This window comes from Candidatus Kuenenia sp., from assembly GCF_027493735.1.
In the GTDB taxonomy this organism is placed as follows: Bacteria; Planctomycetota; Brocadiia; order Brocadiales; family Brocadiaceae; genus Kuenenia; species Kuenenia stuttgartiensis_A.
Window position 1 is genome coordinate 119,246 of the sequence record NZ_JAOSKF010000020.1, and the last position, 25,994, is coordinate 145,239.

Consider the following 25,994-nt stretch of genomic DNA (forward strand, 5'->3'; position numbering starts at 1 on the left):
GGTATTCAGGCGCTGACAACGTTCGGTAGCCGGTCCACTACCCGCACCACGAACGTAAAACGACTTCTCTTTGACCACATTGCTCGTTTTCAATCACCCATTCTCAATTTTCCATTGTCAATTGTCCTGTGAACGCCTTTTGCAATACCGATTTTTTCAATTCGTCCAGGTCTGCGAGCTTTTGCCGGTAAATGGCCTCGAGCTTTTTGGTTTCGGCGGAAAGCGCATCGAGTTTGGTGACGATGGATTTTTGGTCTTTTAATGATTTTGGAAATTGTAGTAACACCTCTTCTAATGATGAATTTGAAATGACTGGTTGTGCTGCTTGCCTTGCATAATTTCGTAGATTCTTTAAGTTCAATAAATATGCAAGAAACGCATTATCAAAATCATATTTACAATCTGTTATTTTGAATCCATTATCAGTGAGCCAAATAGCCTCTTCTATATGCCTTACATTTCCGCATAAAGCTCCGACTCTACCTACAATTACATTGCTCCCTGATAGATTAAATTTATTATACATCCCCGCGATTCCATTACCACCATAAACAGGATACTTTCCATTCTCAATCATCATTTTGCTTGTTATATTATCGCCACTTTTTAATTTAAAGCATTCCCCCAATGTCTTCTCTTCCCACCCGTCCCCCGGATTGGCAAAGACACTCTGCAGATACGACGCAAAAAGCTCGCGGGCGTTTTGCAGATTCTTTTCGGTTTTTTCTTTTGCTGTGGCGATGGCGGCAAAAGCCTCCTCCAGAATGGCAACGATACGCTGTTGTTCGGGGAGGGAATTGGGATAAGGTATTTTTTGGTTTTCAACAAAGTCTTTCGGCACTCGTTTATGGCCAACTGCGCCAGTCATCACTTTTTTGCCGTCTTGCCTGAACTGGTCACGAGCTAAATAGTAGTACAAGTAATCAGGTATTACTTCGCCACGTGATCGAAAAATAATATATTCACTTGAGCCGAAACCAATACCATTCTTTAAATTGCGAGCAATTCCAATTTTGCCATTTTCGAAACAAGGCGTAATTTTTGCGAGAAGCACATCATTATCGGAAAAATACGTATAGCTTCCAGATACTTCTTTCAGCGGTCTTTCCTTTGTTGCAATAAAATTCTTTGTCAATATTCCCAAATCTTCCATAGGCACAAACGAGACAATGTCATCATCATTCAATCGGTCTCTTGCTTCTTTTTTTGGTGGTTTGATTTCACAAACCTCGCCGAGTTTTTTTATTTGCCAGTTAGTTTTCATATTTTTCAATTTCCTTGTTCACTATGTCTAGGAACTTTACAAATTCTTGTGTGTCCAAGAAATAATTAGGATACAATTTTCTTAGATTATTAATATCATCTACTGATACAAGAACAACTTCCGTATTATTATCATTCAAGTATTTTTTTTCTAATTCAGAATATTCACTATTTGCTTGATCTAACTTTGAGGCAGTGAATCTTTTTACAGTCAATGTCTTATTCTTAAAATTCAAGGATATAAGAAAATATTTACCTTTTTTATTTTCATCGTTCTGATCTGAAATCCTTGTTACCATTGAAAATCCTTGTAATTTGTCGCGCAATTTTAATTCATCTATTCTATTTACTGTATTTTTGAATAAAGAAATATCCATTTTTTTGTTTTCCAATAAAATAAATACTTTACTTATTTCTTTAAATAAATCTAATAGTTCTTTATCCCCAAAACTTTGTTTTAATGGTTGCCTGAGGTACGTGCCTATAACTTCAACTGCCGTCGCCCATGCGTGATGTATTTTTGTTCTAATCTGTATTTCAATTCGACACTGACTCGCATTAGGAGCATTTTTATTATATTTATAAATCAAATGAATGCTTCTGTATCCACTTTCTTTAGGGTTATTAATATAATCTATTTCTTTTAAAAGAATAGATTTGAAGGCGATTTGTGTCTCGCCAGCACGTATTAGATCTTTAAGCTTATATACTTCGTCAAGATTATTCAGTACGATACGCAAACCACCCACATCCTGCATCTGCGATAAAGACATCTTTTTCTGGATTTTTAATTTATTGACAATTGATGGTGCTCTTTTTAATCGTTGTGAAATTAGTACATCACCAGAAATAATTTCAGACTTTCTTTGCAAAGACACTCTAAATACAATAAGAGGGTGGATATGTAATGATCGAAAGTTTTCTAGAATTTCTATAGCTTGATCCTTGTTCATCTTTTGATCAGGCACGCCTGACAAAACACCACCAGCTTTATCAATCTGCCTTTTTGAATATTTTAGAATAGCTCTCATAAAATCCTTAAAATATTTTTGAAAATCATTTCACTCTCTTCATCCAGCGCCTTCATCTCGTCCAAAATTATTCCCGGTTCACGTAGCGCGGGTTCATCTTTTTTATGCGGATTCTTCACCGACAGGCCGAATGTGGTTTTATCTACATCGGCCACATTCACCGACCATGAGTTTTCCGAATTGGCCTTGGTCTTTTGTAATTCTACAAACTCCGCCAGATCGTTTTCGTTCAACGGGTTGGTCTTGCCGAGTTTTCTGTCCAGATTGAGCTGATAAAACCAGACGTTTTGAGTTGGTACGCCTTTTTCAAAAAACAGCACCACTGTTTTGACGCCCGCACCGGTAAAGGTGCCGCCGGGCAGATCCAGCACCGTATGCAGATTACAACTTTCCAATAACAGTTTGCGCAAAGATACGGACGCATTATCAGTGTTGGAAAGAAAGGTATTCTTAATCACCACACCCGCTTTTCCGCCCGCTTTCAGGATTTTGATGAAATGCTGAAGGAACAGAAAAGCCGTTTCGCCGGTTTTGATAGGGAAGTTCTGCTGCACCTCGGTGCGTTCCTTACCGCCAAACGGGGGATTGGCAAGGATGACGTCGTAACGGTCTTTTTCCTGGATATCGGCCATGTTTTCCGTCAGCGTGTTGGTATGCACGATGTTGGGCGCTTCGATGCCGTGCAGAATCATGTTCATCGTGCCGATGATGTAGGCGAGCGACTTCTTTTCCTTTCCGTAGAAGGTTCTTTTCTGAAGTGTCTCCGCATCTTTGGTGGTTAGGTTCTTGCTGGTTTTCAGATATTCAAAAGCCTCCGCCAGGAAGCCCGCCGAAGCGACCGCGCCGTCATACACCTTGTTGCCGATGGTGGGTGCAACCACCTTCACGATGGTTTTTATGAGCGGACGGGGCGTGTAGTATTCGCCGCCGTTTCTGCCGGCGTTGCCCATATTCTTGATTTTGTTTTCGTACAGGTGCGACATCTCATGCTTCTCAGCGTGGGAGCGAAAGCGGAGTTCATCGATACGATTAATGACTTCGCGCAGGTTATAGCCGCTCTGAATCTTGTTTTTCAGCTCGCTGAAAATCTCGCCGACCTTGTATTCGATGGTGTCGGCGCTTTCGGCTGACGTTTTGAATTTTTTCAGGTAAGGGAACAGCTTGTGGTCAACAAAGTCTTTCAGGTCATCGCCGGTAAGCGCCTTATGATGATCGATCTTGCCGTCTTTGCCTTTGGGCACTGCCCAGACTTCCCATTTGTATTGTTTGTCAATAATACCTTCATAGTATTTACCGGCAAGCTCTGCCGCGGTTTTCTTATCCTTCTCAAAATCATCCAGATATTTCAGGAAAAGAATCCACGAGGTCTGCTCCACATAGTCCAGTTCGCTGCTGCAACCGGCGTCTTTGTGGAGGATGTCGTCTATATTCTTGAAGGTTTGTTCAAACAAGGCGGTTTCTCCCGGGTAAAAATATTTTCACTTGCCGTCCGGCATTAAACTGCATAATTATGGTATAGCAGAATTCTGACGTCATAGCATGAGACTGGGACTGCCACACGAGCAATCCTGACCACGGGGAATCTTAGCTGTTTTTCAACATTGAGTCAATAACTACGTATGGTGTCCCCCGAATTCCGGAACAGCTCAGGGCTGCCCTAAAACAAGAGAATAACAATAACTCCTGCAAACATTACCATCCCCCCGACAAGTCGTTCGGCAATATTTTTTTCTTTAAACAAAATTGCCCCATAGAGAATGCCGAAAAGCAGACTCGTCCTTTTCACCGAGATGAAATAGGGGACTTCTGTTAATGTCACCGCGTAGAAGTGGCTGACCGTTGAAAACACGATCAACAATCCTATTAAAATAAAGATAGCGAGATGAGAACTCAACGGCTGTCTTATTTTGCCATTATTTTTCCACAGAAGAAGAGGAAAAAGAACTAACGACAGGAATGGAAAATAGGTTGCTGAAAAAAACAACGGGCTGGAATGCTGGATCGCCAATTTCCCCAAATTGGAGGTAATGCTGTAGATAAAGGCGACAATGATCATGTAAACAGAGCCGCGTTCCCTCAAAATTGCCTTAAACGGCTGCAATATTCCCTGCCGGCTCATTTTTACATTAAGCAAATACGCACCCAATGTGACAAGCAGTACACCGATAATGCCGTGCTTATGCAGCCTTTCGCCAAGGATGATATTTGAGGTTACTATTAAAAACCCCGGACTTAATGCAAGGAAAGGCAATGTCATTGACAACGGTGAAATTTTTATCGCCTTCATATACAATATGAGTGCGGTTGTCTCCAACGGGACAAGGAAGATGAGAATAAGAAAAAAGATGTGGTCCAGTGTTGGTATTTCTATGAAAGGCAGGAAACACAGCAAAAACGGAGAGGCAAATCCAATGCGCACCCATAAAACAATATACTCGTTTTTTTCTTTTAGAACCTTTTTGCTCAGTGCATCAGCGGTTGCCACGCAAAATGCACAAAAGAGAGAAATGAAAAGCCAGTTCAAGGGAGCTTATATCCTATTTTACGCAATAGTTGTCTTCTGTCCCTAATATCTTTTTCAGTTTCGGTCCCTGCCGGACTATATCCGTCAACTACGCCGATTATGCCGTTCCCCTGCACTGTTTTGGCCACAATAACCTGAAGGGGATTGGCGGTAGCACAAAAAACAGTACACACCTCTGGACATAATTTCAGGGCATTTAATACATTTATGGGATATGCCTCTTTCATTAGGATTACAAATGTATGGCCTGCGGCAATGTTTTTCGCATTTCTTGCGGACGTCTCCTGCAGATATTCATCGTTCCCCTCGATTCTTATAAGCCTGGGGCCGGAAGCTTCGCAAAACGCAATGCCAAATTTTATTCCCGGCGCTGCATTTATAAGGGTTTCGTAAATATCCTCTGCCGTTTTTATGAAATGGGCCTGGCCGATTATTATATTTGCCCTTTCCGGCAGCTCCATTGTTATCGCCATTGTTTCAACCATGGTTTATTCAGCCTCGTTTTTTGCGGGTATTTCCGGAGCTTACTCCAACAAGACCTCGTTGACCTTGCCGAAAGTGTCAAGCGGTTTGTCAAATTTATCCTTATTTCCAACAACAAGGATGCAGATTTTGTCCGGGTGTAAATATTTTTGTGCCACCCTTTTTATGTCTTCAACAGACACTGCCTGGATATTATTCTCATACGTTTCCAGATAGTCCAGCGGCAGGCCTTCGTATTCAATATCTACCATTTGCGCAACAATGCTCGCGCTTGTAGTAAAACGGAAAACAAACTGATTTAAGAAAGTCTCTTTGGCATGCGTTAATTCTTCATTGTCTACCGGTGTGGTGCGCATTCTTTCGATTTCCTCCAGCGCAATTGAAATAGCGCGATTGGTGGATTCCAGTTTGGTCTGGCACATTACATAAAACATGCCAAGGTCCTGAGATGTTTGAAAACTGCTAAATGCTGAATAAGCAAGCCCTTCATCGGAACGTATCCTGCTTGTTATTCGGGCATTAAACCCTCCGCCGCCAAGAATAAAATTCATAATCTCAATGGGGAAATAGTCAGGGCTCCTCCTGTGTATCCCCAGGTGCCCCATGATGACGTTTGCCTGATTGATGTCTTTATATACGTAGTTTACCGATTTGTTTAGTTCGTATTTGACCTTTGGTATATCAGGGATAATGTTTTTCCCCTTTTCCCATCCCTTAAAAACCTCATTCAATTTACTAATCATCGCTTTTCGGTCAAAATCGCCGGAAATGCCAATTATTATATTGTTCGGACGGAAAAATTTTTTATGAAATGCAATCATGTCGTTTCTCGTAATTTTTTCTATGGATTCCAGAGTGCCGTCCACTCTTCTGCTGTACGGATGACTGCTTTCATAGAGTATCTTGCGAAATTCTCTCCCTGCGATTTGCTGTGGCCGGTCGTTTTCCCTTCGGATGGATTCAATGGTTTCATCCTTTTCCATCCTTATTTTGTCTTCGGGAAATGCGGGATTTCTCAGCACGTCGGCAAAAATCCTAAGCCCTTTGTCCATGTCTTTTTTAAGCACGGAGAGGCTTGCACCGCCTGACTCTCTGCCTATAAAAGTCTCCACTGAGGCTGCTATGAATTCCAGTTCCTCATTCATTTTGTCAGGCGGCATGGATACCGTGCCACCGCTCCGCATAACATCTCCCGTCAAACTTGCCAGCCCGGCCTTTTCCGCTGGTTCATAAATAGCCCCTGTTCTGATTCGCGCCGTTACATTTATAATCGGTAAATCATGATTTTCCAGCAAGTAAAGGATTACGCCGTTATCCAACACCAGCCTCTCTGCCTTTGGAGGATTAAAGCCGAGAGGTGCAAATTTAAATTTTGATAATATCCTTGCTCCTTCGGATTTAGGCTTGCCGGAGGAGGGAGGTACCTCTTTTTGGTGCTCCGCACGTAGTGTCCGGAAATTGTTTATAGAAAAAACACATACGAAACAGACTACACATATAATAAGATGCTGATATCTTTTTATGCTCACTTTGCACTCTCCCCATTTTCTTTCTTAACCAACATAGCAACGGTACGGTTTTTCTTTATCAGATATTTCTTTGCAACCCTTGTGACATCCTCAGCAGTGACTTCGCTTACTTTTTCCAGAACGGTGTTAATATACCTCCAGTCGGAAATAATCTCATAATACCCTATCTCACTGGCAAGGCCGGAGGCACTTTCCAGCCTTCGTATGAAGCTTGCCTCCAATTGATTTTTAATCTTTTGCAACTCCCATTCAGATGGAGGCTTGGTTTTGAGCAATTCTACTTCCTCATAAAACGCCGCCTCTACCTCTTCAACGGTATGGGGGGCTCTGGGGGCGGCATAAAAGGTAAAGGTTTCCGGAAATCTTCCGACGCCAATGCCTGCATTCGCCATTACTGCAATGCGTTTTCCCTCGATCATAGATTTATACAAACGCGATGTTCTTCCGTCAGAAAGAAGGGAACTCAATACATCCAATGCATAGATGTCGGGGTGGTCTATTCCCGAAATGTGATATGAAATAGCCATATAAGGGTTCGAATCAAACTCCACCTCTATCCGCCGCTCTCCCTTTTGCTCAGGCTCAGCGGTCTTAACTTTTGGCGGGTCAGGCTGGCGGGGAATATCGCCAAAATATTTTTCAATCAGTTTTATTGCATCATCCTGCTTAAAATTCCCTACCATCACAATCACGGCATTATTCGGGGTATAATATTGTTCAAAATACCCGGCGGTTTCCGCCTTTGTTAGATTTTGAATATCTGAACTCCATCCTATTGTGGGCAAACGATAGGGATGCGCAATAAATGTTACCGCATTAAGTTGTTCTATTAATGCGCCAAACGGGCTTGTTTCCGTTCTTGTCCGCCGCTCTTCCATTACAACGTCACGTTCGGAATAGAATTCCCTTAATACGCGGTTTTTCATTCGGTCTGATTCGATAAAAGCCCACAACTCCAGTTTATTTGCGGGAATGTTGCAGATATAGAACGTGCCGTCAGAAGATGTTGCGGCATTTAATCCGACCGCACCATGTCGCAGGTAGAGGGAAAATATTTCATCCTTTACCGCCAAATCCCGCAGTCTTCCCCTTGTCGTTTGCAATTCTTTTTCTAATGCGGCAATTTTTTTCTTGTCATGGAGTTCTTTTCCGGTTTCCCATGCAATTTCTGCTACCAGCGCGTCTTCTTTTTCAAGCAACGGTTTTTCGACAGCATAATCTTTCGTTCCAAATATTTTTGTTCCCTTAAACATCATGTGCTCGAAGAGATGAGAAACGCCGGTAATACCAGGCCTTTCATCCACAGAACCTACCCGGAAATTAATCCGAAGGCAGACAATAGGCACCTCGTGTTTCTCCAGCATGAGCAGCTTCAGGCCGTTCCCGAGAACGTGTTCCTTTACGTCTAATTTGAGCGGTTCGGCATGCGCCTTCAGTGAAATAAGAAAGATGACTAAAAAATTCACGATTGCAAAAGATATGAGACGTTTCGTTTGTATCATTTTATACGTACTCCCGGTTATTCATCTGATAAAAATATAGATAATGGTTTTAAAAATATCGGATTATAAAAAACATGGCATCCGTGACAAAAATCTTTTTATCGAAAACATGAACACTGTCTGTAAATATCAAATTAATAAGAAAACCACCAGTTTCATTCTAAAAGGAAAGACGGCTTTTTTGCAACGTAAATTTTAAAACACACCTTTTCTATAAGCATTGTAAAAAACGTAACAAGTTCGTTTTTTAAAAAATTCCAACGATAGCCGCGTTTGTCATATAGTGTTAATAATTTTACCGAAAATGAGTCTTGAATAAAGGATGTATTCTGTGTTAGCATAGCCCGCTGTCTTGTATTCTTTTTTAACGTAAGGATTGCGGGAACTTTTCAAATTCATAGCATGTTAATACGAACGTGTAAAATATTTCCCCCCTCCTTCCCTTATTTCTTTTCAATATAAATCAGGCTTTAGGCGGCTTTCTGAAAAATAGATTTATTGTAACATTTTAGTTTTTTTAAAAAGTAAGGGCGAAGCATTTGCACGTTTGGGTATGAACGCATTCATGACAATTTATAGCAAATGCTTTGCCCTCAGACTGTTGCCATGTTTTGTATCCTTGCTGACATAGAAGGCAAAGCTGCAAACCCAAAATAGTTCAACCGCGAAGAACATGAAGGCCGCGAAAAAAACCCGCAAAAAATAAGCTTTCACCGTGTAGTACTATAGCAACTGCAATTCTTGAATTGCCGCTATATTACAGGCGTTATTTTTTTAACATCACATTATCCATAGGGACTTTAGGAGTTTATACCATGAAGAAAAATTGTCTTTTTGTTGTAACAATAATTTCGGCACTGTTTTTTTCTTTTGTAAGCCAGGTATCTTTTGCAAAGGAGCTTGCACATAATCAGGAAGCTGCAAAACAACTTGAATTGCTAAGAAAAAACCTGAGCGGGTTAACGGAAATGAAATTAAAAGATGCTGAAAATTTCTACAAAGATTTCCTTAAGGATTTAAAAAAACTGGAAAAAAAATACGAGGGAACCTGGGAGGGTCTGGAAGCAACCTTTTTTATCGGTAATGTGTACAACATGACGAGAAAATTTGATGAGGCGGTAAAATGCTTTGATACTGTATTGAGTCAGGAAGGGGTCGACAAAAATTTTAAGGCGCGAACGCTTTATTTTAAAATACAGGCCCTTCTGGGTAAGGGTGACGTTGTAAATGCAAAAAAAACTATTGCGGCATTAAAAGAAATAGAACCCCAGGCTGCCGCCAGTTTTAGAGGAGACTTGAGCAACACTACACAAATGGGTGTGGAAGCCCCAATGTTCAGCGTAAAGGATGTAAATGGAAAGACTGTTAACCTGGCGGACTACAAGGGCGAGGTTGTTCTCTTGTTTTTCTGGGCGACATGGGCAGAACCATGCATCCAGGAATTTCCGAAGATCATGAGAATGTACACCAATTTGGGAAGTCAGGGGGTGAAATTCATAGGAATAAGTCTGGATAATGATCTTGAAAACCTTATAAGTTTTATGCAACAAGAACGGTTTGATTGGCCGCAGATATTTGACGGAGAACAATTTAAAGGTGAACTGGCCCAACTTTATAATGTGCAGAATTTACCCTTGATATATGTATTAGACAGGAAAAGCAAGGTACGCTATATTGGAAATGAAATTCGTGGAATAACAATGACTGTTGCAGCAATCCTTTCCGAAACCGAATCTGAGGATATACCTTCATTCAGGTAGTGGCGATAAGAGCTTTTACTCTGCGGAAGGAAGCATACCGGGGTGCATACCGCTTTTATAAAAGAGCGGGATGCACCCCTTTTTAGTTGCAGCAAATGCTTCGCCCCTACACTATGAGGCAAACATCGCTATTATTGGAATTTTTCAAAAAACTACGATGTTCTGAAGATTACGGAAATCCCTCTATGCCAAGTTGTTTGCTGAATTGTATTACCAGAAGTAAAATACCAAATACAATAATCGCAATTATTAATACCCAGTCTTTTTTCTTCTTTTTTACCTCGCCGGATTTTCCAGGGAAGACAATGGCAGATGCTTCTTTTATCGATTTCTTCACTTCAACTGCCGGCGGCGCATAAACCGTCTGAAGCGGTGTTTGCCCCTCCGATTGTTGTTGAGACATTAGCCGTTCTTCTTCCTTACCAGCAATGTGTTGCGGAAGAGTTTTTTTGCCCTTCTGAGGCCTTGTTTTTTTATAGAGGTTTTTAGATGAGGGAGTATATCCGGTTTTGGGCTCTCTTTCACCGACCTCTTCGTGAGAAGAAGTCAAAAATTCGCCGCAAAAACGGCACTTAATAGCTTCGTCCTTAATTTCTTCTGCACAAAAAGGGCATAGTTTCATAGTTTATATCCTTATTATACTCAGACATTTCCCTTGTCGTTACTTCTCGGTTTAGAAAAATAAATGCATAGCGCCGCAGCAACGCATAACCAAATTTGAATTACCACTACATAATATACTGCACCCTTTACCAGTTTTGCAAAATAAGATTTTTCCGTTGCTCCGTCGCTTCTACGGAAAGGATTTTTAATCAAAAATGAAGCCGTGGATTTTAATTTTCTAATGAAACCCTTCAGGGTAGGATCGTCGCCTTTGTAAGATTTTTTATATTTGGCGGCAGACTCCGTATCGAGATGCGGTTTATATTTCAGTTCAACCGACGGACTTTCCGGTCTTAAAGGCCTTGTTTCCGGTACAACCGGCGGAGATTCCGGCGGAACAACAACAGAAGGCGATTGTGCCTCTTTTTTTTGCGGTTTCACAGGTACTACGGCAACGGGTTCCGGTTGCTTTTTCACCTCCGTTTTCGCAACTTCGGCCACGGGTTCTTTTTCAGCCGGCTTGGATTCCGTCACATGCGATTCCGGCGATTTAGTTGTTCCCGATGGGGTTATTTTTTCCGGCACTGGCCTTGCCACTTGTTTTGTTTCTGCCGGTTCTGCTGGTTTCTCTTCCTGTTCTTTCGCAGGTTCCTTTTCTTTCGCAGGTTCCTTTTGTGCGGGAGCCGTTGGTTTTACCACCTGAGGCGAACCACCCGACATTGACTGCATACGGTCTTCTATCAGTTTGCGGTATTTTAGGAGTTCCTGTTCGGCTTTTTCACTCATGCCCAGTTTTTTATATGCCAGCCAGAGCCGTTGATATGCCTCCACATAATTAGGTTTGATTTCCGTCACCTTCGTAAATGCTTCAACGGCTTTTTGGAATTTTTCCTGGCGGAAGTATATGCTTCCCATCCCAAAATGAGCCTCTGGGTGATTGGGATTCAAAGTTATTACCTTTTCCAGCAATACCAGAGATTCATCCAGTTTCCCCAGCTTGTACAGATTGTACGCATCCAGGTAAAATTTGTTTGCTTCGCTATTTGCGTCGGCAAATACAGAAGACATAGTAAAAATGCCAACAAATATGAATATAGGAAATAGTCTTAAATAGTTCTTCATAAAAAAATGTTAACACTTTTGCAAAAACTATACAAATTAAATTTTATTCGTTTCCTTTCAATTTTTCATAAGAACCTAAAGCCTTTTGTGCTTCTTCCTCCATGCCCTTTTTCTTGTAAACCTTATACATTTCCTGATAAATACTTATAAGGTCAGGTTTCATCGTTAGCGCAATTTTCAATTCCTGCAAAGATTCATCGGGCAGGTCTTTTTTGTTGTATATCATGCCCAACGCGGCATGCGCCTCCGCAATGTGAGGATTATTACGCAATGTCTCTTTCAATAAATGAATGGCGTCGTCGTATTTCCCCTGCTGCACATATTCTCCAGCCATTTGCAGGTACGATAATGAATGGTGTTGGCGCTTCAAATATATATAAAAGCCAACTGAAGTTAGCAGCACGACAAATGACGCGCATAGAATCATAATAAGCATTTTTTGTTTCATAAATATTCTTCGGCGTATCCTTCCTTTTTCCTGAGGTCTTTTCTGAAAAACCAGGACATTCTCCCTTTAGTGAAAATATCCTCCTTTCTATAAAGGTTCATTTTAATACCCGGCAAAATATTCAGGCAAGGCTTATGCCCAGTTCTTTTAATTGTTGCGGGTCTGCTTCAGAAGGGGCTTCCGTCATGGGGCAGGTAGCTTTCTGTGTTTTTGGAAATGCGATTACTTCCCGGATATCGTCAAGGTGCAACAACAATGCAATCATGCGGTCAATTCCCAATGCAATTCCGCCATGGGGCGGTGCTCCGAATTTTAACGCATCCAGCAGAAATCCAAATTTCTGATACGCATCGTTATCGTTTATCCCCAGCAGGCGAAACACCCTTTTCTGTATTTCAGGGGAATGAATACGAATACTGCCTCCTCCAAGCTCCACGCCATTCAGCACGAGATCGTATGCCCTTGCCCTGACTTCCAAGGGTTTTTCCTCCAGGAAAGGAATATCTTCAGACCGGGGCGAGGTAAACGGGTGATGGAGGGCCACGTAACGTTTCGCATCTTCATTATATTCGAACAGCGGGAAATCAACAATCCATACAAAATTAAATTCCTCTGCATTGATAAGATTGTTTTTATGACCAAGATGCGTCCGGAGATGCGCCAGGGATTGGGATACGACCTTTTCCTTATCCGCAACAAACAGGAGCAAATCACCGGCTTTAGCATTCATGTGCTGCTGAATTTTCTGCAATATTTCCGGAGGAAAAAATTTAGTTATTGAGGAAACCAGACCTGTTTCTTCCACTTTGAACCAGGCCAGCCCCCTGGCGCCAAACTGGCTTACAAATTCCGTTAATCCATCTATATCTTTTCTCGAATAATGCCCGCACCCTGCCGCGTTTATCGCCCGCACCTGCCCGCCGGAGTTAATTGTCTCTAAAAAAACCTTAAAGTTTGATTCTTTTACAATGTGAGAAACATCCTGTATCCTCATACCGAATCGTAAATCAGGGGCGTCGCATCCATAGGACGCCATGGACTCCTGATACAATAATCTGGGGAACGGCAGGTTGACCGGTTTCCCCACAACCTTTTCAAAAATCGCAGCAATCAGCCCTTCGATAACCTGTATAATATCCGCCTCATCCACAAAAGACATTTCCATATCGATTTGGGTAAACTCCGGTTGCCGTTGTGCGCGGAGATCTTCGTCCCGGAAACACCGGACGATTTGAAAATAGCGGTCAAACCCTGAAACCATAAGCACCTGCTTAAATAGTTGCGGAGATTGCGGTAAAGCATATACCTTGCCATGATTCACCCTGCTGGGAACCAGATAGTCCCTGGCGCCCTCGGGGGTACTCTTTGTCAGTACAGGCGTCTCAATATCAATAAAACCCCGTGTGTTAAAATATTCACGTATAGTCTGGCACACCTTATGACGGAAAATTAAATGCGTTTGCATTTCTGAACGTCTCAGGTCCAGATAACGATATTTCAGCCTTAATTCTAATGAAACGTTGGAATTGTCAATGATTTCAAATGGCGGCGTTTCGGATTTATTAAAAATTTCAAGCTCATCGGCAAGCACCTCTATCTCGCCGGTAGCTAAATCCGGATTGACGGTACCGGCGGGCCTGGCAGCAACCTTTCCCTTTATTGCGATAACGTATTCAGATCTTAATTGATGTGCAAGTTCACATGATTTATTTGCCGTGTCAGGATTAAAAACCACCTGGGTAATTCCCTCTCTGTCCCTGAGATCGATAAAAATTACTCCTCCGTGGTCCCGAACGCTATCTACCCATCCCATCAAAACTACCGTTGAATCGACCTCTTTTAAGCGCAACTGTCCACACGTACACGTTCGCTTTAATTTAGACATGTGTTTACTGCCTCCTGTGGATTACAAATTTCTCATTTAAAATGGTCCGAAAAAAAATAATGTGTCTTTATTGCAAGGAAGATTCAGGGCGGGATTTTTGTTGTGAAGAGAGGGTTGCAATACCGTTGATCTTTATCTAAAAATTCCTTTTTGCTGTATCGCGTGTCTTGCTATTCTTTAACTACGGACGTGAGACTAAATTGCGCTTGCCGGTTTATCGTTTTTGAAGGAACCAATTGAGTATCTCATCCTGCCTTACGATAACCTCTTCGCCCGTTTCCATTATTTTTACCTTAACATTACCCCTTTCCAATTCATCAGGCCCCAGCACCAGAACGTATTTTACCCCCAGTTTATTTGCAACACGCATTTGTGCCTTCGGACTCCTCCCTTCATAATCCAGATCCGCGGAAATACCGGACTTTCTCAAAAGGTTGAGCAGGTAAAAGCAATGCTTTTTGATCTCCTTGTCGATAGAAACGATGTAAACCGTTGGCGCAGGCTCGTTAATTTCGAGATGAACAGGCTGTTTTTTTTTGTTTAATACATTTTGCATCGCAAGAATAGTTGCCTCCATTCCTATCGCAAACCCGACAGCACCGATGGAAGGCCCTCCCATATCGGCGATCAGATTGTCGTACCTCCCGCCGGCGCAGATTGCATCGCGGGCACCTAATGAAGAATGGGTAATTTCGAAAACCGTTTTCGTATAGTAATCCAACCCTCTCACAAGATGCGCATCCGCAATATAAGGGATGCCTATTCCCACCAAGGCTTCTCTGACGCTATTTGCATGAATACGGCATTCTTCACAGAGATAGTCATTCACGGGTGGCAGTTGATGTGTTACTTCCTTGCATTTTTCATTCTTGCAATCAAGTATACGAAACACATTCCTGTGAAGCCGTGATTGGCAAAGTTCGCATAATGCCATCTCGCGCTCGCAGAGGATGTCCTTTATGATATTTCTGAATACCGGCCTGCATTCATTGCAACCTATTGAATTGATCTTCACATTGTAACCTTTCAACCCGATACGATCAAAAATCCTCACTGCAACACCAATCGTTTCTACGTCGAGTAATGGGTCGTTTGCGCCAACCGCTTCTATCCCCATCTGGTGGAACTGGCGAAGTCTGCCTGCCTGAGGGCGTTCTTTCCTGAATTGCGGACCGATGTAATAGTACTTTTGAAATTTTTTTGTTTTGTGCAGTTCATATTCCAGATATGCCCGCATAACAGGCGCGGTATTTTCAGGACGCAATGTTATGCTCGAATCTTCACTGTCTGAAAAGGTATACATCTCTTTTTCCACAATATCAGTCGCCTCGCCTATGCTTCTTACAAAAAGGCGCGTGTCTTCAAAAACCGGGGTGCGGATTTCATAGTATCCGCATAATTCGAACTCCTGACGGCCCGCCTCCTCCAGTTTCTTCCACAAATCCCAATTGCCTGGCAAAACATCTTCAGTGCCTCTGGGGGCTTTAAATACATATCCTGATTTCTTATCGGTTTCTACGTTCATGTTTCATTCTCAACGTTTATAAATTTTCGTAAACAATCAATTCTTTGCTTTTATCAAAGCTTTCTTATACTGTATTTCAATACGGGTAAAACTTTGCCTTCTTCATATATCACCAAAGATGATTTAACGCAAGTCCCTTTCCATATACAGCGCTTCATACTGAAAACTCACGGGCATTTTATTCGCCGGATTCCCGTGTATCACTATCGTCATGTTTTATGAAAAACTACCGCATTCAAAGATCTCACAACAGATAAAAAACTTCTTTAATCTTCTCCTGATCTGTAGAAATCCGTACTACTATCCATCAACTTCTTGTTTTTTATGCTAGTTTTTCAAACTACACAACCGTAAGACATTGATTAGATGAGGCTTACGTAAAGTTTGGAGTATTGGGTTTTTTGTCATTTGAACTTGTTTCATATTTCGACATTCGTATTTCGAATTTGGTTGCGGCCAAAGGCCGCGCCAAGTAATCTGTGGATTATTTATTTTCACTTCACTCTGTGACTTTTAGGCCATGGATGTTTCATTTTACTTTGCGATTGTAAAAATGCAAGCGAAAGCTGTTTCGGTCACTCTACCGGTCATTCAGTGGTATTGAATATATCGTTTGATCCAATCACCGTATGATCGTTCTTTATGGATGGATATAATAATGCTTAAGCCTCATTATATCTTTCGCTTCATCTGGCAACCTCCCCCTTTTTTGTTTGACATCTTTTTCTCCTATCCTACAATGTATAAGAAATAAAATTATAAAGTAATTTTTTAAAAACTACGCGACAATTTTACCTGATAATAGTGTTTTTCTCAAGCCATCAGGGCAATTGATTGTGATAATCAATGGTCCTGTTTCAAAATATTGTGAGTCAAATACTGTTAAAATATAAACGGAGGAAGTAACGATGACAGCTTATTTACGTAATCTCCCGATTGAAGAGAGGATAAGACTGGTTGAGGATATCTGGGATAGCATTGCTACTGATCAAGCGGCATTGCCATTAACCGATGAACAAAAAGAGGAACTTGACCGACGCTTGAATGCTTACGAATCGGAACGACTTAAAGGCCGCTTAGCCGGTGAAGCAATATCTGACATTAGGAAACGATTGTGAGTCTTAAGGTTTATCTTCGACCAGAAGCTGAAGCAGATATTGAAGATGCTGCGACGTGGTATGATAGGCAACGTAAAGGTCTTGGCCAAGAGTTTCTTGATGACGTTCTTGTTGCATTAGATACAATCTCAGAAAATCCGAATATTTACCCCGTAGTGCATAGGCAAAGTCGCCGTGCTGTAGTGCGCCGATTTCCTTTTGGGATATTTTATCGAGTCGATGAAGACTCGGTTGTGGTACTTGCCGTTATGCATGGCAGTCGTCATCCACGGCACTGGAAAAAAAGAACATAACAAGGCAAATTCGGCCGACGCCAAAAAGCGGCGCGGCTGATTTGCGACGTTGGCTGAAAACCTATAAAAGGAAGAAAGTAAAACATATATGAATATTCCAGATACAGAAAAAAAGATTAAACAGCACATTTCAAGTTATAAAAGCTCCTTGAATAAAGAAAAGAAAACTTATGGTTCAATCAATGACGGTGCTGGTAAAAGATATTTGCTTTTCTGTCTTTATTTTTTACTCGGTGATCCGAAAAAATCATCGACATACATTGAATGGTACGAGAATGAATTCCCAGATGATAGCGGAGAACCGATTCAAATATTATGTTGGGCAATCATGCTGTATCAAATGGGTAAAACTGGTGAAGCAAAAATCAAATTAGCTGAATTAATGCTTTCAAATTTATACTTTATACCAAAAATCATTGGTATAGAGATACCTGAATACAACATATGGCACTCTTCAAACGACTGCGAAAGCGATTATTTTGAATATACCCCCTCGCAAATCCTTGACAATTTGTCCGTTACAGAAATCAAATGGATCTCACAACTCTATAACTCTTCAGAATTCATAAAGATCAGAAACCGATATGTTGAAATCTTCACTGTACTTAAAGACGTTAAGGATGTCGCATGTAGACGGGTTTTACTTGAAGAATCCTATCAATTGCTGAGTATATTAACGTGATTCAGCTAACAAAAAAATGCACTTGGCCGGAACTAGCAGCGCGTTTTTTTCTTTAACACACCGGGGCCGGCCAGTGATTTTAACCGTTAGACAGGCAGGCCATCTATGGGATTTACGCTCGACAAAGTCGTACCGTGGGGGCGTTCGTATGACGAATACATCCGCATGTTCGGCCTCACAGAGGGCGATCTGGTGCTTCGTGTTCTCGGCTGCGGTGATGGCCCTGCCGCATTCAATTCCGCACTGAGCAAGTGCGGTAGTAACGTCGTCTCAGTCGATCCGATCTATGTTTTTGACACTGCGCAGATTAGAAGCCGCGTCTCTGATACTTATGAAGCCGTGATGACACAAATGCGCAAGAACAAAAACGACTACGTTTGGGGGGGAGCTATTCCGTCAGTGGAACAACCCGGGAATGTTCGCATGTCAGCAATGGAAATTTTCCTTGCTGACTTCGAAACAGGAAAACAGGAAGGCCGATACATTGCAGGGGAGTTACCGTCGTTACCTTTCAAAAGCGGACAATTCGACATCGCCTTATCGTCTCATTTTCTATTTTTGTACAGCGCCCACTTATCGGCGGAGTTTCATCTTCAGGCTCTTCAAGAAATGTTGCGTGTTGCTCGCGAAGTGCGTGTGTTTCCACTGCTTGCGCTCGATAGCACGCCATCATCCCACCTTGATTTTGTGAGCAAACACCTTGAGAATCACGGCTTCGGCGTTGAGGTCAAGCGTGTTCCTTACGAGTTTCAGCGAGGTGGCAATGAAATGCTGGCTATTAAACCTGTGTATAACCCTGTATTCGAGAGGGACTGCGCAAAAGTGCGCAGCCCCTCAATTTGAACGTTATGGGCCTAAAATAATAAAAATAAAATAGAAATCATTAAAGATTACCAGAATCGAACTATAAGATTTACTGGTGACAGAAAAGACCATATTGAACAAGATCATCCTGAAATGCTAAATCAATATGATAAAATAAAGGACACACTTAAAAATCCTTTCATGATCGTAAGATCGAAAACGGATAATGAAGTAGAGTTGTTTTACAAAAAATACTCCAGAACCCCTGTTACCGAAAAATATCTCGGTGTTGTCATAAAATCATGAATTGATGACTCATTTATTATTACTGCATACTTTACAGATACAATAAAAAAGGGGGGAATATTATGGGAAGAGAAATAAAAGTATGGTACGACCAGGAAGGGGATTACCTTGAAGTGTTGTTTGATAGGAAAGAAGGTTTTTTTAAAGAAACTGAGAATGATGCTGTTATGGAAAAAGTAGATAAGGATGGAGAAGTTATTGGTTTTTCAATATTAAAAGTAAGCGCATTAAAGACACAAAAACCCATTTCCTTAATTCTTAAACCTGATTATCAAAAAAAGACTATAACAAATAGTTCTACCTAGTCAAAATTGTCAAATCAATATCAGAGCCATCCTTGTAATTTCCTATAGCACGGGAGCCACAGAGAACCACTTGCTCAATTCTGGAATATACAGCAAAGCAACGATTGATAGCTTCGATATGCTGTTATTTTAATTCGAACATGACTACTGTTGTAAAAGTAAAATCAGTTTGTTTTAAAAAATTTGGTAAGTATGCAAGATTTATCCCCTTTTTCGTAACATTTCAGCTTTTTGAAAAATTCACGGTATAGAAAAAATACCATGTCGCCCCGTTAGGGGCGGTCTGTTTGTAGCACAATAAAATTCAATAGAGTAAATAGCTCCGTAGGAGCGGCCTGTACGTATTCAGGCAGACCTGTTTAATATGGATTTGCAAGAGACAGGTCGCTCCTAATTGCAGAGACAGGTTTCAAACCTGTCTCTACGATCTGTTATAATATTCTATTTTGCTACAAACAGGCTGCTCCTACGGAGCTTATAGGTAATACATTTTTTAAAAAACTAAAGTGTTACTCTTTTTCTACCATTCCATGGTTTGCCGGAGTTCTTCTATATCTATGACCGGTTCGGGGATTTTCATGCCTTCTCCGGTTTCGGTTTCCGGTTTCGGTTTTATTTTTTCCTGAGTATCGAATTGCATCTCAAAGAGCTTTTTGTACAGTCCATTATTCGCAAGAAGTTCCTGATGAAGACCTGCCTCGACGATCCTTCCATTTTCCAAAACAACAATCCTGTCTGCATGGAGAATCGTTGATAATCTGTGGGCAATAATAAAGGTTGTTCTGTTTTTTATCAACCGGTAGATGGCATTCTGGATGAGCTGTTCCGTTTCCGTATCTACGGAGGAAGTAGCTTCGTCCAGGATCAGTATTCTGGGATTTGCAAGGATGGCCCGCGCGATTGCGATGCGTTGTTTCTGTCCACCTGAAAGTTTTACCCCACGCTCTCCTATAATGGACTCGTAACCATTCGGGAGCTGCATGATAAAGTCGTGCGCATTTGCAGCTTTCGCAGCATATTCAACGTCTTTATCCGATGCGTCCGATCTTGCGTAAGCGATGTTTGTTCTTACCGTGTCGTTAAAAAGAAAGGTTTCCTGAAGCACCATCGCCATTTGTTTTCGCAGAGAATGCAGGGTGACGTTTTTGATATTATGCCCATCAATAAATATGTCCCCCTTTACCGGGTCATAAAACCGTGGCAGCAGTTTGGTCAGCGTGGTCTTTCCGCTCCCGCTAGGCCCTACAAAGGCAATCATTTGGCCAGGGCATGCAGTTATATTAATATCCGTTAACACCTCTTTGTCCTTCCCGTACATAAAGTGTACATGTTTGAATTCCACAAATCCCTGTACCACCGGCAATGGCAGGGCATCCGGAGCGTCTTGCAATTCTACGGGCGTATCAAGCGCTTCAAAAACACGTTCGGTTGATGCAATAGCGCGCTGCACCTGATTATAAAACCGCGTCAGCCCGGTAATAGGACCATACATCATTTGCAGGTAGGGAAAGAAAATAACAAACGTTCCCGCAGAAAGCTGCCCCTGCAGCACCTTGTATCCTCCCAGACAGATAACAGCCACTGCGCCGGTCTCCGTTATTAAATCAACCGCCGGCCGCAGGGTATTCACAAGCCTAAGAATGCGGACGTGAAGAAAGTAGTTCTCGTAGTTTTTGTGTTTAAAACGTTCCAGTTCTTCCGTCTCTTTCGCGAAACCCGCTATGACACGAATACCGGATATATTGTCCTGAATAAGTGCATTAAGATCGCCCGTCTTTTCGCGTAACGAGCGGAAAATCCTTCTGATTCTTTTCCCGAAACTATAGGTACAGAGTGAAATAAAAGGACATACAAACAAAACGATGCTGGTAAGCTGCCAATCCAGTTTCATGCAAAAATAAATAATCCAGAAGAATTTGAACATATCGGTAATGAACGTAATCACCGGACCCACAATCGCCTGTTCCAGTGAATTCACATCGTTCATAATTCTGCTCATAATGTCGCCGGTTTTGTTATTTTCGAAATAACTTAGTGGGAATCGCTGGATATGGCCATAAAGCTGATTCCGCATGTCATACACAAGCCGCTGTCCAAGCTCCGAGGTAATATACCCATGCGCCAGTGATATACAACTGCTTATTGCGTGCAACACGAGAAAACCCGAGGCAAGGAATACGAGCGTAACCATAATGTAATTATACTCCAGGAACCAATGGTTATGAATATATCCTGACATTTTCAGCAACGGTTTTGCAACGGGAATGGAATATTTCTTTTTAAGAACCGGTTCATCGCCAGACATGTTTGCCTTTTGTGCGGGTAGAGACAACGCATGCGTTGTCTCTACATTCCTATTAGCATGGCGGTCCGCCATTCTTATTTCATCAACCGCTATCCCCAATATTTGAATAGGCAACACGGCAACAAAAGCGCTGATTATTGAAAGCAGCAGAATGACAATCACCCTCCGCCAATATGGCTTCAGGTAGCATAACAATCTTACGTATGTGCCTTTTGAATGGAACTCTTTTTTCATAGACGGCTATTATAAGCAAAAAATATCTTTTTGCGTAGCACTTTAGTTTTTTGGAAATTGTCATACATATTTTTGTGCAACATGGGTGGCACGGACAAACGTTGTTTGTTCGTGTGGGGTTTGGATACAGGCTTAGTTCAATGTTCAATGTTAAATGCACATGAGCGACAATTTGAGAGTTGAATGTTGAACATTTTGTAACATTTCTTATTCGTACCTGAGCGCTTCAATAGGATTCAGCCTTGACGCCTTTCTTGCGGGATAGTATCCAAAAAATATACCTACTATATTGGAGAAGAGAAATGCTATTGCCACTGGCAATGGGGTGAGCATCGAAGGCCATCCACCGTAAAGTGAAATAGCATTTGAAAAGACAATGCCGGAGATTACGCCGATAATCCCGCCGATGGAACTCAATACTGTCGCCTCTATCAGAAATTGAAGAAGGATATCCCTTTCCTTCGCCCCAACCGCCATCCTGATGCCTATTTCCCTCGTTCTTTCGGTGGTGGAGACAAGCATGATATTCATTATCCCGATACCTCCCACAACTAAAGAAACAGACGCGATACTCCCCAGCAGTATGGTCATTGTGCGGCTGGTTTCCGTCATTGTGGATGCATATTCGACCTGGCTGATAATCCGGAAGTCATCTTCATCCCCAGCCCGCAGCCGGTGGCGCTCTCGCAACAGATCGGTAATCTGCCCGATAGCCCTGAAACGTCCCGTCGCGGTATACGAAGAAGCAAGGATAGCGCTAACATGTGTAACGCCCATAATCTTTCTCTGAACGGTGGTATACGGCATAAGCACGGTATCGTCCTGGTCTGTACCCATCGGAGACTGCCCTTTCGCCTTTAATACACCAATTACTTTGAACGGGATATTGTTAATGCGTATCCACCTGCCCACCGGGTCGAGAGACCCGAATAAATTCACGACAACCGTTTGCCCCAATACGCATACCTTTGCCATTATCTTGACGTCCTGCGATCTGATAAACCTGCCTGCCTCCAGCTCCCAGTTCCGTATAATCTGATAATCCGGGTGAATGCCTACAATGCTTGTTGACCAGTTTTGGTTTCCATATACCACCTGGGAAGCCGTTCGTAAATTCGCCGATACATGGCTTACCTCCCGGCATTCCTTCGCTATTGCCGCTACGTCTTCCGCAGTGAGGGTAATGGTTCCTTCCGTTCCCCTGGCGGCGGTGTGAGAAGTGCTGACAGGGATAATAATGAGTACGTTTGTGCCCAGGCTTTCTATTTGTTTCTCAATCAAGTCCTTCGCACCCTGTCCGATACCTACCATGACAATTACCGCCCCCACTCCGATAACGATACCAAGTATTGTAAGTGAGGAGCGTAATTTATTCCTTAATATGGCGCGTAACGCTATTTTTAATACAGGCGGCATGCTGCAAAAAACCTTTCATTAAATTGCTCTTCGGATTCATACATAGGGGATTTCGCCATTAAATATATAGTGCGGCAAAGCCGTGACCAAAGAGAGTTTAACCACCTTGTCATTGCGAGGGATCCAGCATGTCATTGCGAGGGTCTTTTTCCGAAGCAACCTCGCAGTAAACACGCTCTTAACCACGTAGCAGCCCTTCGGAGTGAGAGATAAAGCCAGAGTGAAAGCCTCACTTTCACTTTTGACTTGAGTGGTTAATCTTCCTCTATTGTTACGGATATTTTTTTCTTCAGATTGTTCGACTTAAACATAACTTTTGCTTTGCCACTTTTGTTGGCGGTTATCGCAAAAACAGCTTCTCCGTTTGCATCAGTAGTTTCTTTCCTGGATGACAGGTTTAATAACCGCTTGCCCTTTGTCACCTTTGCTTTAATACTGGCGCCTTCGACAAGGCAGTTGTCATTTCCTGTGATTTTTACATATACGTCCTTGACTTCTCCAACAAATAATGAAGTTTTATCAGATGAAACCTGCATGGAATCAGCCTGGCACTCTTCTTTTGGAGTTGTTGTAGGCGTAAGTGTGGGTGTTGTTCTTGGAGTAGGGCTGGCAGGTATATCTGGGGTAAGGGTTGGCGTTTGTGTTGGAGTTGGAGTTGTATCGTTACTGCTGTAAGAAAACAATCCGATTGCCGTACCTGCCAGAATATCGTCAAATATCAATACGTTAACATCTTCATGTGAATCGCTGCAGGACGAGCCAAAAATAGTCCATGTAACGCCGCCGTCTGTGGTTTCATAAATACAATTACCCACTGCAGCATATGCATTGTTAGCATCGGAAGGGTTGACCGTAACAGAGGTGAAATCAGTGGATGTTGCGGAAGAAGGGGTTACCGTTTGCCATGTCCATGCAGAACTGCCCGAAGGTTTTTCTCCCTTGTAAACGCCCCCTTTTGTTGCAATATAAACTGTTACATCCCCGGAGATCGTAGTTCCGTCTATGGACGTTACAACTTCATTATCAATATTTGTTCCGGTAGATGGCTCCCAGAAACTATTGGTTAAGCATACGGAAAGCCTCCAGCGAAGTCCTGTTTCCGCACTGTTTTCCCCGCCAACTCCAGCCCAGACTTCACTGTCAGTTACCCAAAGTGTATTTACCGGAAAATCAATAGTTGCGCCAGTGCTGTTTATGGTATCGGCCGTCCAGGTAATGCCGTCATCGTCACTATAAAATATTCCCCCGTTTGCTCCGGTTTCCCAGTTTGTGCCTGCAATGTATATCCTGTTGCAGACGGAAGGCACAAAACCAATTGCGGTAATATTTGAATGCTCCGGGCGTGTAGAACCAAACTCGCCGGTATGATCTTCTGCCTGGAATACCTTTGCCCATGCCGGTGAAGTGGATGTGCCTGTTGTTGTCACATAAACCCTTCCCGCATTATTACCTACGAATACTATTGAGGGGTCATTTGGATTTATGGTTACTTCCGTTACCGGAGGCCCGTCAGTCTCAGGAAACATAGGAAAAATCCAGTCTGAAGAACTTGCTGTTGATAAGGAATCTGTGGGGTCGAAATTGACTGCCCTGCCAACGCCGCTTTTTGAGGCAATCCATAGTTCTTTATGGGTGGAAGAGTATTCATAGAAATCTATATCATTTAAGACAACCCCTTCTATGCCATTGTTATTTCCAACTTCCGAGACGGCGGTCCATGTGCCTGAATTATAATTAAGCTCTCCAATAGCCCAGTCAGTTGCCATGTAAATGTTGGTTGTATCATTGGGATTAATATCTAATGCCCCGTCATTAACATGGGTATCAACGGTATATGAACCAACCGTTGAGGAAAGGATCGGCGCATGAGACCATGAACCTGATGCACCGTCCAATACAGAAGCGCTGATAAAGACACGGTTGTTATTAAATCTAATATATTGAGGGAATCCTCCCGGAAAATTATCAGCGCCGGAACTTTCAAAATCCCATGAAGAAGTCCAGGGGGAGTCCCCGGTTGTTGTCTTATAAACCTGAGGGTTTGCTGAGCCGCCTGCGATGAAAATAGTGTTAACGTCTGTAGGGTCTACGCCGATTATTTCAACCGCAACGGAACCTGAACCGGATGCAGGACTTGATGGCAGTGTAAGTGCAGTTGCAATTAAAGGCGAACCGTCCAATTTATATGGCGTTACAATGCTGCCTCCGGTTCTTACCATAACAAACATAGTATCCGCATCATAGACAGAAAGAGAGGTGATTTCTGAACCGGAGCCAAAAGAATACAGCAAGGTAAACGGATTGCCGGTTCCACCGGTATTTCTGTAAACATCCCCCTGATAAGTGCCGGCGTATAAGCCTGAACTATGGGCAGTTAATACCCCTGGAGCAGGAATAACGGTTGCAATATTAACCCAGCTTCCGTAACTGCCACCGCTGTCGCTTGCATATATTTGTGAGGCGCCGGTACTGTCGCTGATGATCGCATAAATATCATTTTCATAGCCGGATACAAGGTTTGCTTCAATCTCTGAACACTTGCCGGTGATATCGGGATAAGTGACCGCTTCCCATGAAAAAGAAGTACTCGTATTCCATTTGTATACCCCTTTGATGCTATCAATACCAATAAGAATTTCCGTTGTGCCTGAATTATCATATGATGTAATATCCTGTACCTGAGCGCCATATATGCCCAGATTTACTTTTTCCACGCCGGCAGCAAAGGCAAAAGGGGTACATATAATTAAGGTAAATAAAAAAGAACCTCCGAACATAGACATACATTTTTTCATATTTTTTCCCTTTCTTATTTTTATGAATACTCGTATTTATTCAGCGGAATTTATTAAATTA

21 protein-coding genes are annotated in these 25,994 nt (G+C 42.3%); 6 read left to right on the forward strand and 15 right to left on the reverse strand.

What is annotated here, in order from left to right; translation table 11 throughout:
- Positions 1-103: 103 nt before the first annotated feature.
- The 7 genes from M5U24_RS13270 to M5U24_RS13300 form a co-directional block, all read right to left on the reverse strand.
- The gene (locus M5U24_RS13270; protein ID WP_099325065.1) at positions 104-1,264 is read right to left on the reverse strand and encodes a restriction endonuclease subunit S; all 1,161 of its coding nucleotides are present in this window, start codon (positions 1,262-1,264) and stop codon (positions 104-106) included.
- The gene (locus tag M5U24_RS13275; protein ID WP_099325064.1) at positions 1,254-2,294 is read right to left on the reverse strand and encodes a RelA/SpoT domain-containing protein; all 1,041 of its coding nucleotides are present in this window, start codon (positions 2,292-2,294) and stop codon (positions 1,254-1,256) included. Before M5U24_RS13275 ends, M5U24_RS13270 begins: the two co-directional genes overlap by 11 nt.
- Entirely contained in the window at positions 2,291-3,745 is a 1,455-nt protein-coding gene (locus M5U24_RS13280; RefSeq protein WP_099325063.1) for an N-6 DNA methylase, read from the reverse strand. The genes M5U24_RS13275 and M5U24_RS13280 overlap by 4 nt, the downstream gene beginning before the upstream one ends.
- A 206-nt stretch (positions 3,746-3,951) precedes the next feature.
- Positions 3,952-4,818: a DMT family transporter gene (locus M5U24_RS13285; RefSeq protein WP_099325062.1), complete on the reverse strand. Its 867-nt coding sequence runs from the start codon at positions 4,816-4,818 to the stop codon at positions 3,952-3,954.
- Complete coding sequence (locus M5U24_RS13290; protein WP_164994393.1) at positions 4,815-5,303, reverse strand: adenosine-specific kinase; 489 nt, start codon at positions 5,301-5,303, stop codon at positions 4,815-4,817. The genes M5U24_RS13285 and M5U24_RS13290 overlap by 4 nt, the downstream gene beginning before the upstream one ends.
- A 39-nt stretch (positions 5,304-5,342) precedes the next feature.
- Positions 5,343-6,830 carry a pitrilysin family protein gene (locus M5U24_RS13295; RefSeq protein WP_099325060.1) on the reverse strand — a complete coding sequence of 496 codons (1,488 nt, stop codon included), beginning with the start codon at positions 6,828-6,830 and terminating at the stop codon, positions 5,343-5,345.
- A complete protein-coding gene (locus M5U24_RS13300) occupies positions 6,827-8,332 on the reverse strand; it encodes a pitrilysin family protein (protein WP_099325059.1) in 1,506 nt (501 codons plus the stop codon). The genes M5U24_RS13295 and M5U24_RS13300 overlap by 4 nt, the downstream gene beginning before the upstream one ends.
- 815 nt (positions 8,333-9,147) lie before the next feature.
- Between M5U24_RS13300 and M5U24_RS13305 the strand changes: the two genes are divergently transcribed.
- A complete protein-coding gene (locus tag M5U24_RS13305) occupies positions 9,148-10,092 on the forward strand; it encodes a TlpA disulfide reductase family protein (protein ID WP_099325057.1) in 945 nt (314 codons plus the stop codon).
- Positions 10,093-10,261: 169 nt separating this feature from the next.
- Here the strand turns inward: M5U24_RS13305 and M5U24_RS13310 are convergent, their stop codons facing one another.
- From M5U24_RS13310 to hisS, 5 genes are all read right to left on the reverse strand, one after another.
- The gene (locus M5U24_RS13310) at positions 10,262-10,714 is read right to left on the reverse strand and encodes a hypothetical protein (RefSeq protein ID WP_197705387.1); all 453 of its coding nucleotides are present in this window, start codon (positions 10,712-10,714) and stop codon (positions 10,262-10,264) included.
- Positions 10,715-10,734: 20 nt separating this feature from the next.
- Positions 10,735-11,763 (reverse strand): tetratricopeptide repeat protein, encoded by a 1,029-nt coding sequence (locus M5U24_RS13315; protein WP_157820502.1) that lies wholly within the window; start codon positions 11,761-11,763, stop codon positions 10,735-10,737.
- Positions 11,764-11,860: 97 nt separating this feature from the next.
- Positions 11,861-12,265 (reverse strand): tetratricopeptide repeat protein, encoded by a 405-nt coding sequence (locus M5U24_RS13320; RefSeq protein WP_099325055.1) that lies wholly within the window; start codon positions 12,263-12,265, stop codon positions 11,861-11,863.
- Positions 12,266-12,386: 121 nt separating this feature from the next.
- Positions 12,387-14,150: an aspartate--tRNA ligase gene (gene aspS / locus M5U24_RS13325; RefSeq protein ID WP_298202678.1), complete on the reverse strand. Its 1,764-nt coding sequence runs from the start codon at positions 14,148-14,150 to the stop codon at positions 12,387-12,389.
- 214 nt (positions 14,151-14,364) lie between these two features.
- Positions 14,365-15,675, reverse strand: a complete 1,311-nt coding sequence (hisS, locus tag M5U24_RS13330) for a histidine--tRNA ligase (protein WP_298202680.1) — start codon at positions 15,673-15,675, stop codon at positions 14,365-14,367.
- A gap of 908 nt (positions 15,676-16,583) precedes the next feature.
- Between hisS and M5U24_RS13335 the strand changes: the two genes are divergently transcribed.
- The 5 genes from M5U24_RS13335 to M5U24_RS13355 all read left to right on the forward strand — a co-directional run bounded on the left by M5U24_RS13335 (position 16,584) and on the right by M5U24_RS13355 (position 19,183).
- A complete protein-coding gene (locus M5U24_RS13335) occupies positions 16,584-16,793 on the forward strand; it encodes an addiction module protein (protein ID WP_099325052.1) in 210 nt (69 codons plus the stop codon).
- Positions 16,790-17,086, forward strand: a complete 297-nt coding sequence (locus M5U24_RS13340; protein WP_099325051.1) for a type II toxin-antitoxin system RelE/ParE family toxin — start codon at positions 16,790-16,792, stop codon at positions 17,084-17,086. Before M5U24_RS13335 ends, M5U24_RS13340 begins: the two co-directional genes overlap by 4 nt.
- A gap of 88 nt (positions 17,087-17,174) precedes the next feature.
- Positions 17,175-17,768 carry a hypothetical protein gene (locus tag M5U24_RS13345; protein ID WP_298202684.1) on the forward strand — a complete coding sequence of 198 codons (594 nt, stop codon included), beginning with the start codon at positions 17,175-17,177 and terminating at the stop codon, positions 17,766-17,768.
- A gap of 105 nt (positions 17,769-17,873) precedes the next feature.
- A complete protein-coding gene (locus M5U24_RS13350) occupies positions 17,874-18,611 on the forward strand; it encodes a hypothetical protein (RefSeq protein ID WP_298202686.1) in 738 nt (245 codons plus the stop codon).
- A 329-nt stretch (positions 18,612-18,940) separates the two neighbouring features.
- Entirely contained in the window at positions 18,941-19,183 is a 243-nt protein-coding gene (locus tag M5U24_RS13355) for a DUF2283 domain-containing protein (protein ID WP_099325048.1), read from the forward strand.
- 520 nt (positions 19,184-19,703) lie between these two features.
- Here the strand turns inward: M5U24_RS13355 and M5U24_RS13360 are convergent.
- The 3 genes from M5U24_RS13360 to M5U24_RS13370 form a co-directional block, all read right to left on the reverse strand.
- Positions 19,704-21,722 carry an ABC transporter ATP-binding protein gene (locus tag M5U24_RS13360; RefSeq protein ID WP_298202689.1) on the reverse strand — a complete coding sequence of 673 codons (2,019 nt, stop codon included), beginning with the start codon at positions 21,720-21,722 and terminating at the stop codon, positions 19,704-19,706.
- Between the two features lie 207 nt (positions 21,723-21,929).
- On the reverse strand, positions 21,930-23,138 hold the full coding sequence (locus M5U24_RS13365) for an ABC transporter permease (protein WP_099325045.1): 1,209 nt from the start codon (positions 23,136-23,138) through the stop codon (positions 21,930-21,932).
- Between the two features lie 254 nt (positions 23,139-23,392).
- The gene (locus tag M5U24_RS13370; protein ID WP_099325044.1) at positions 23,393-25,933 is read right to left on the reverse strand and encodes a hypothetical protein; all 2,541 of its coding nucleotides are present in this window, start codon (positions 25,931-25,933) and stop codon (positions 23,393-23,395) included.
- Between the last annotated feature and the right edge of the window lie 61 nt (positions 25,934-25,994).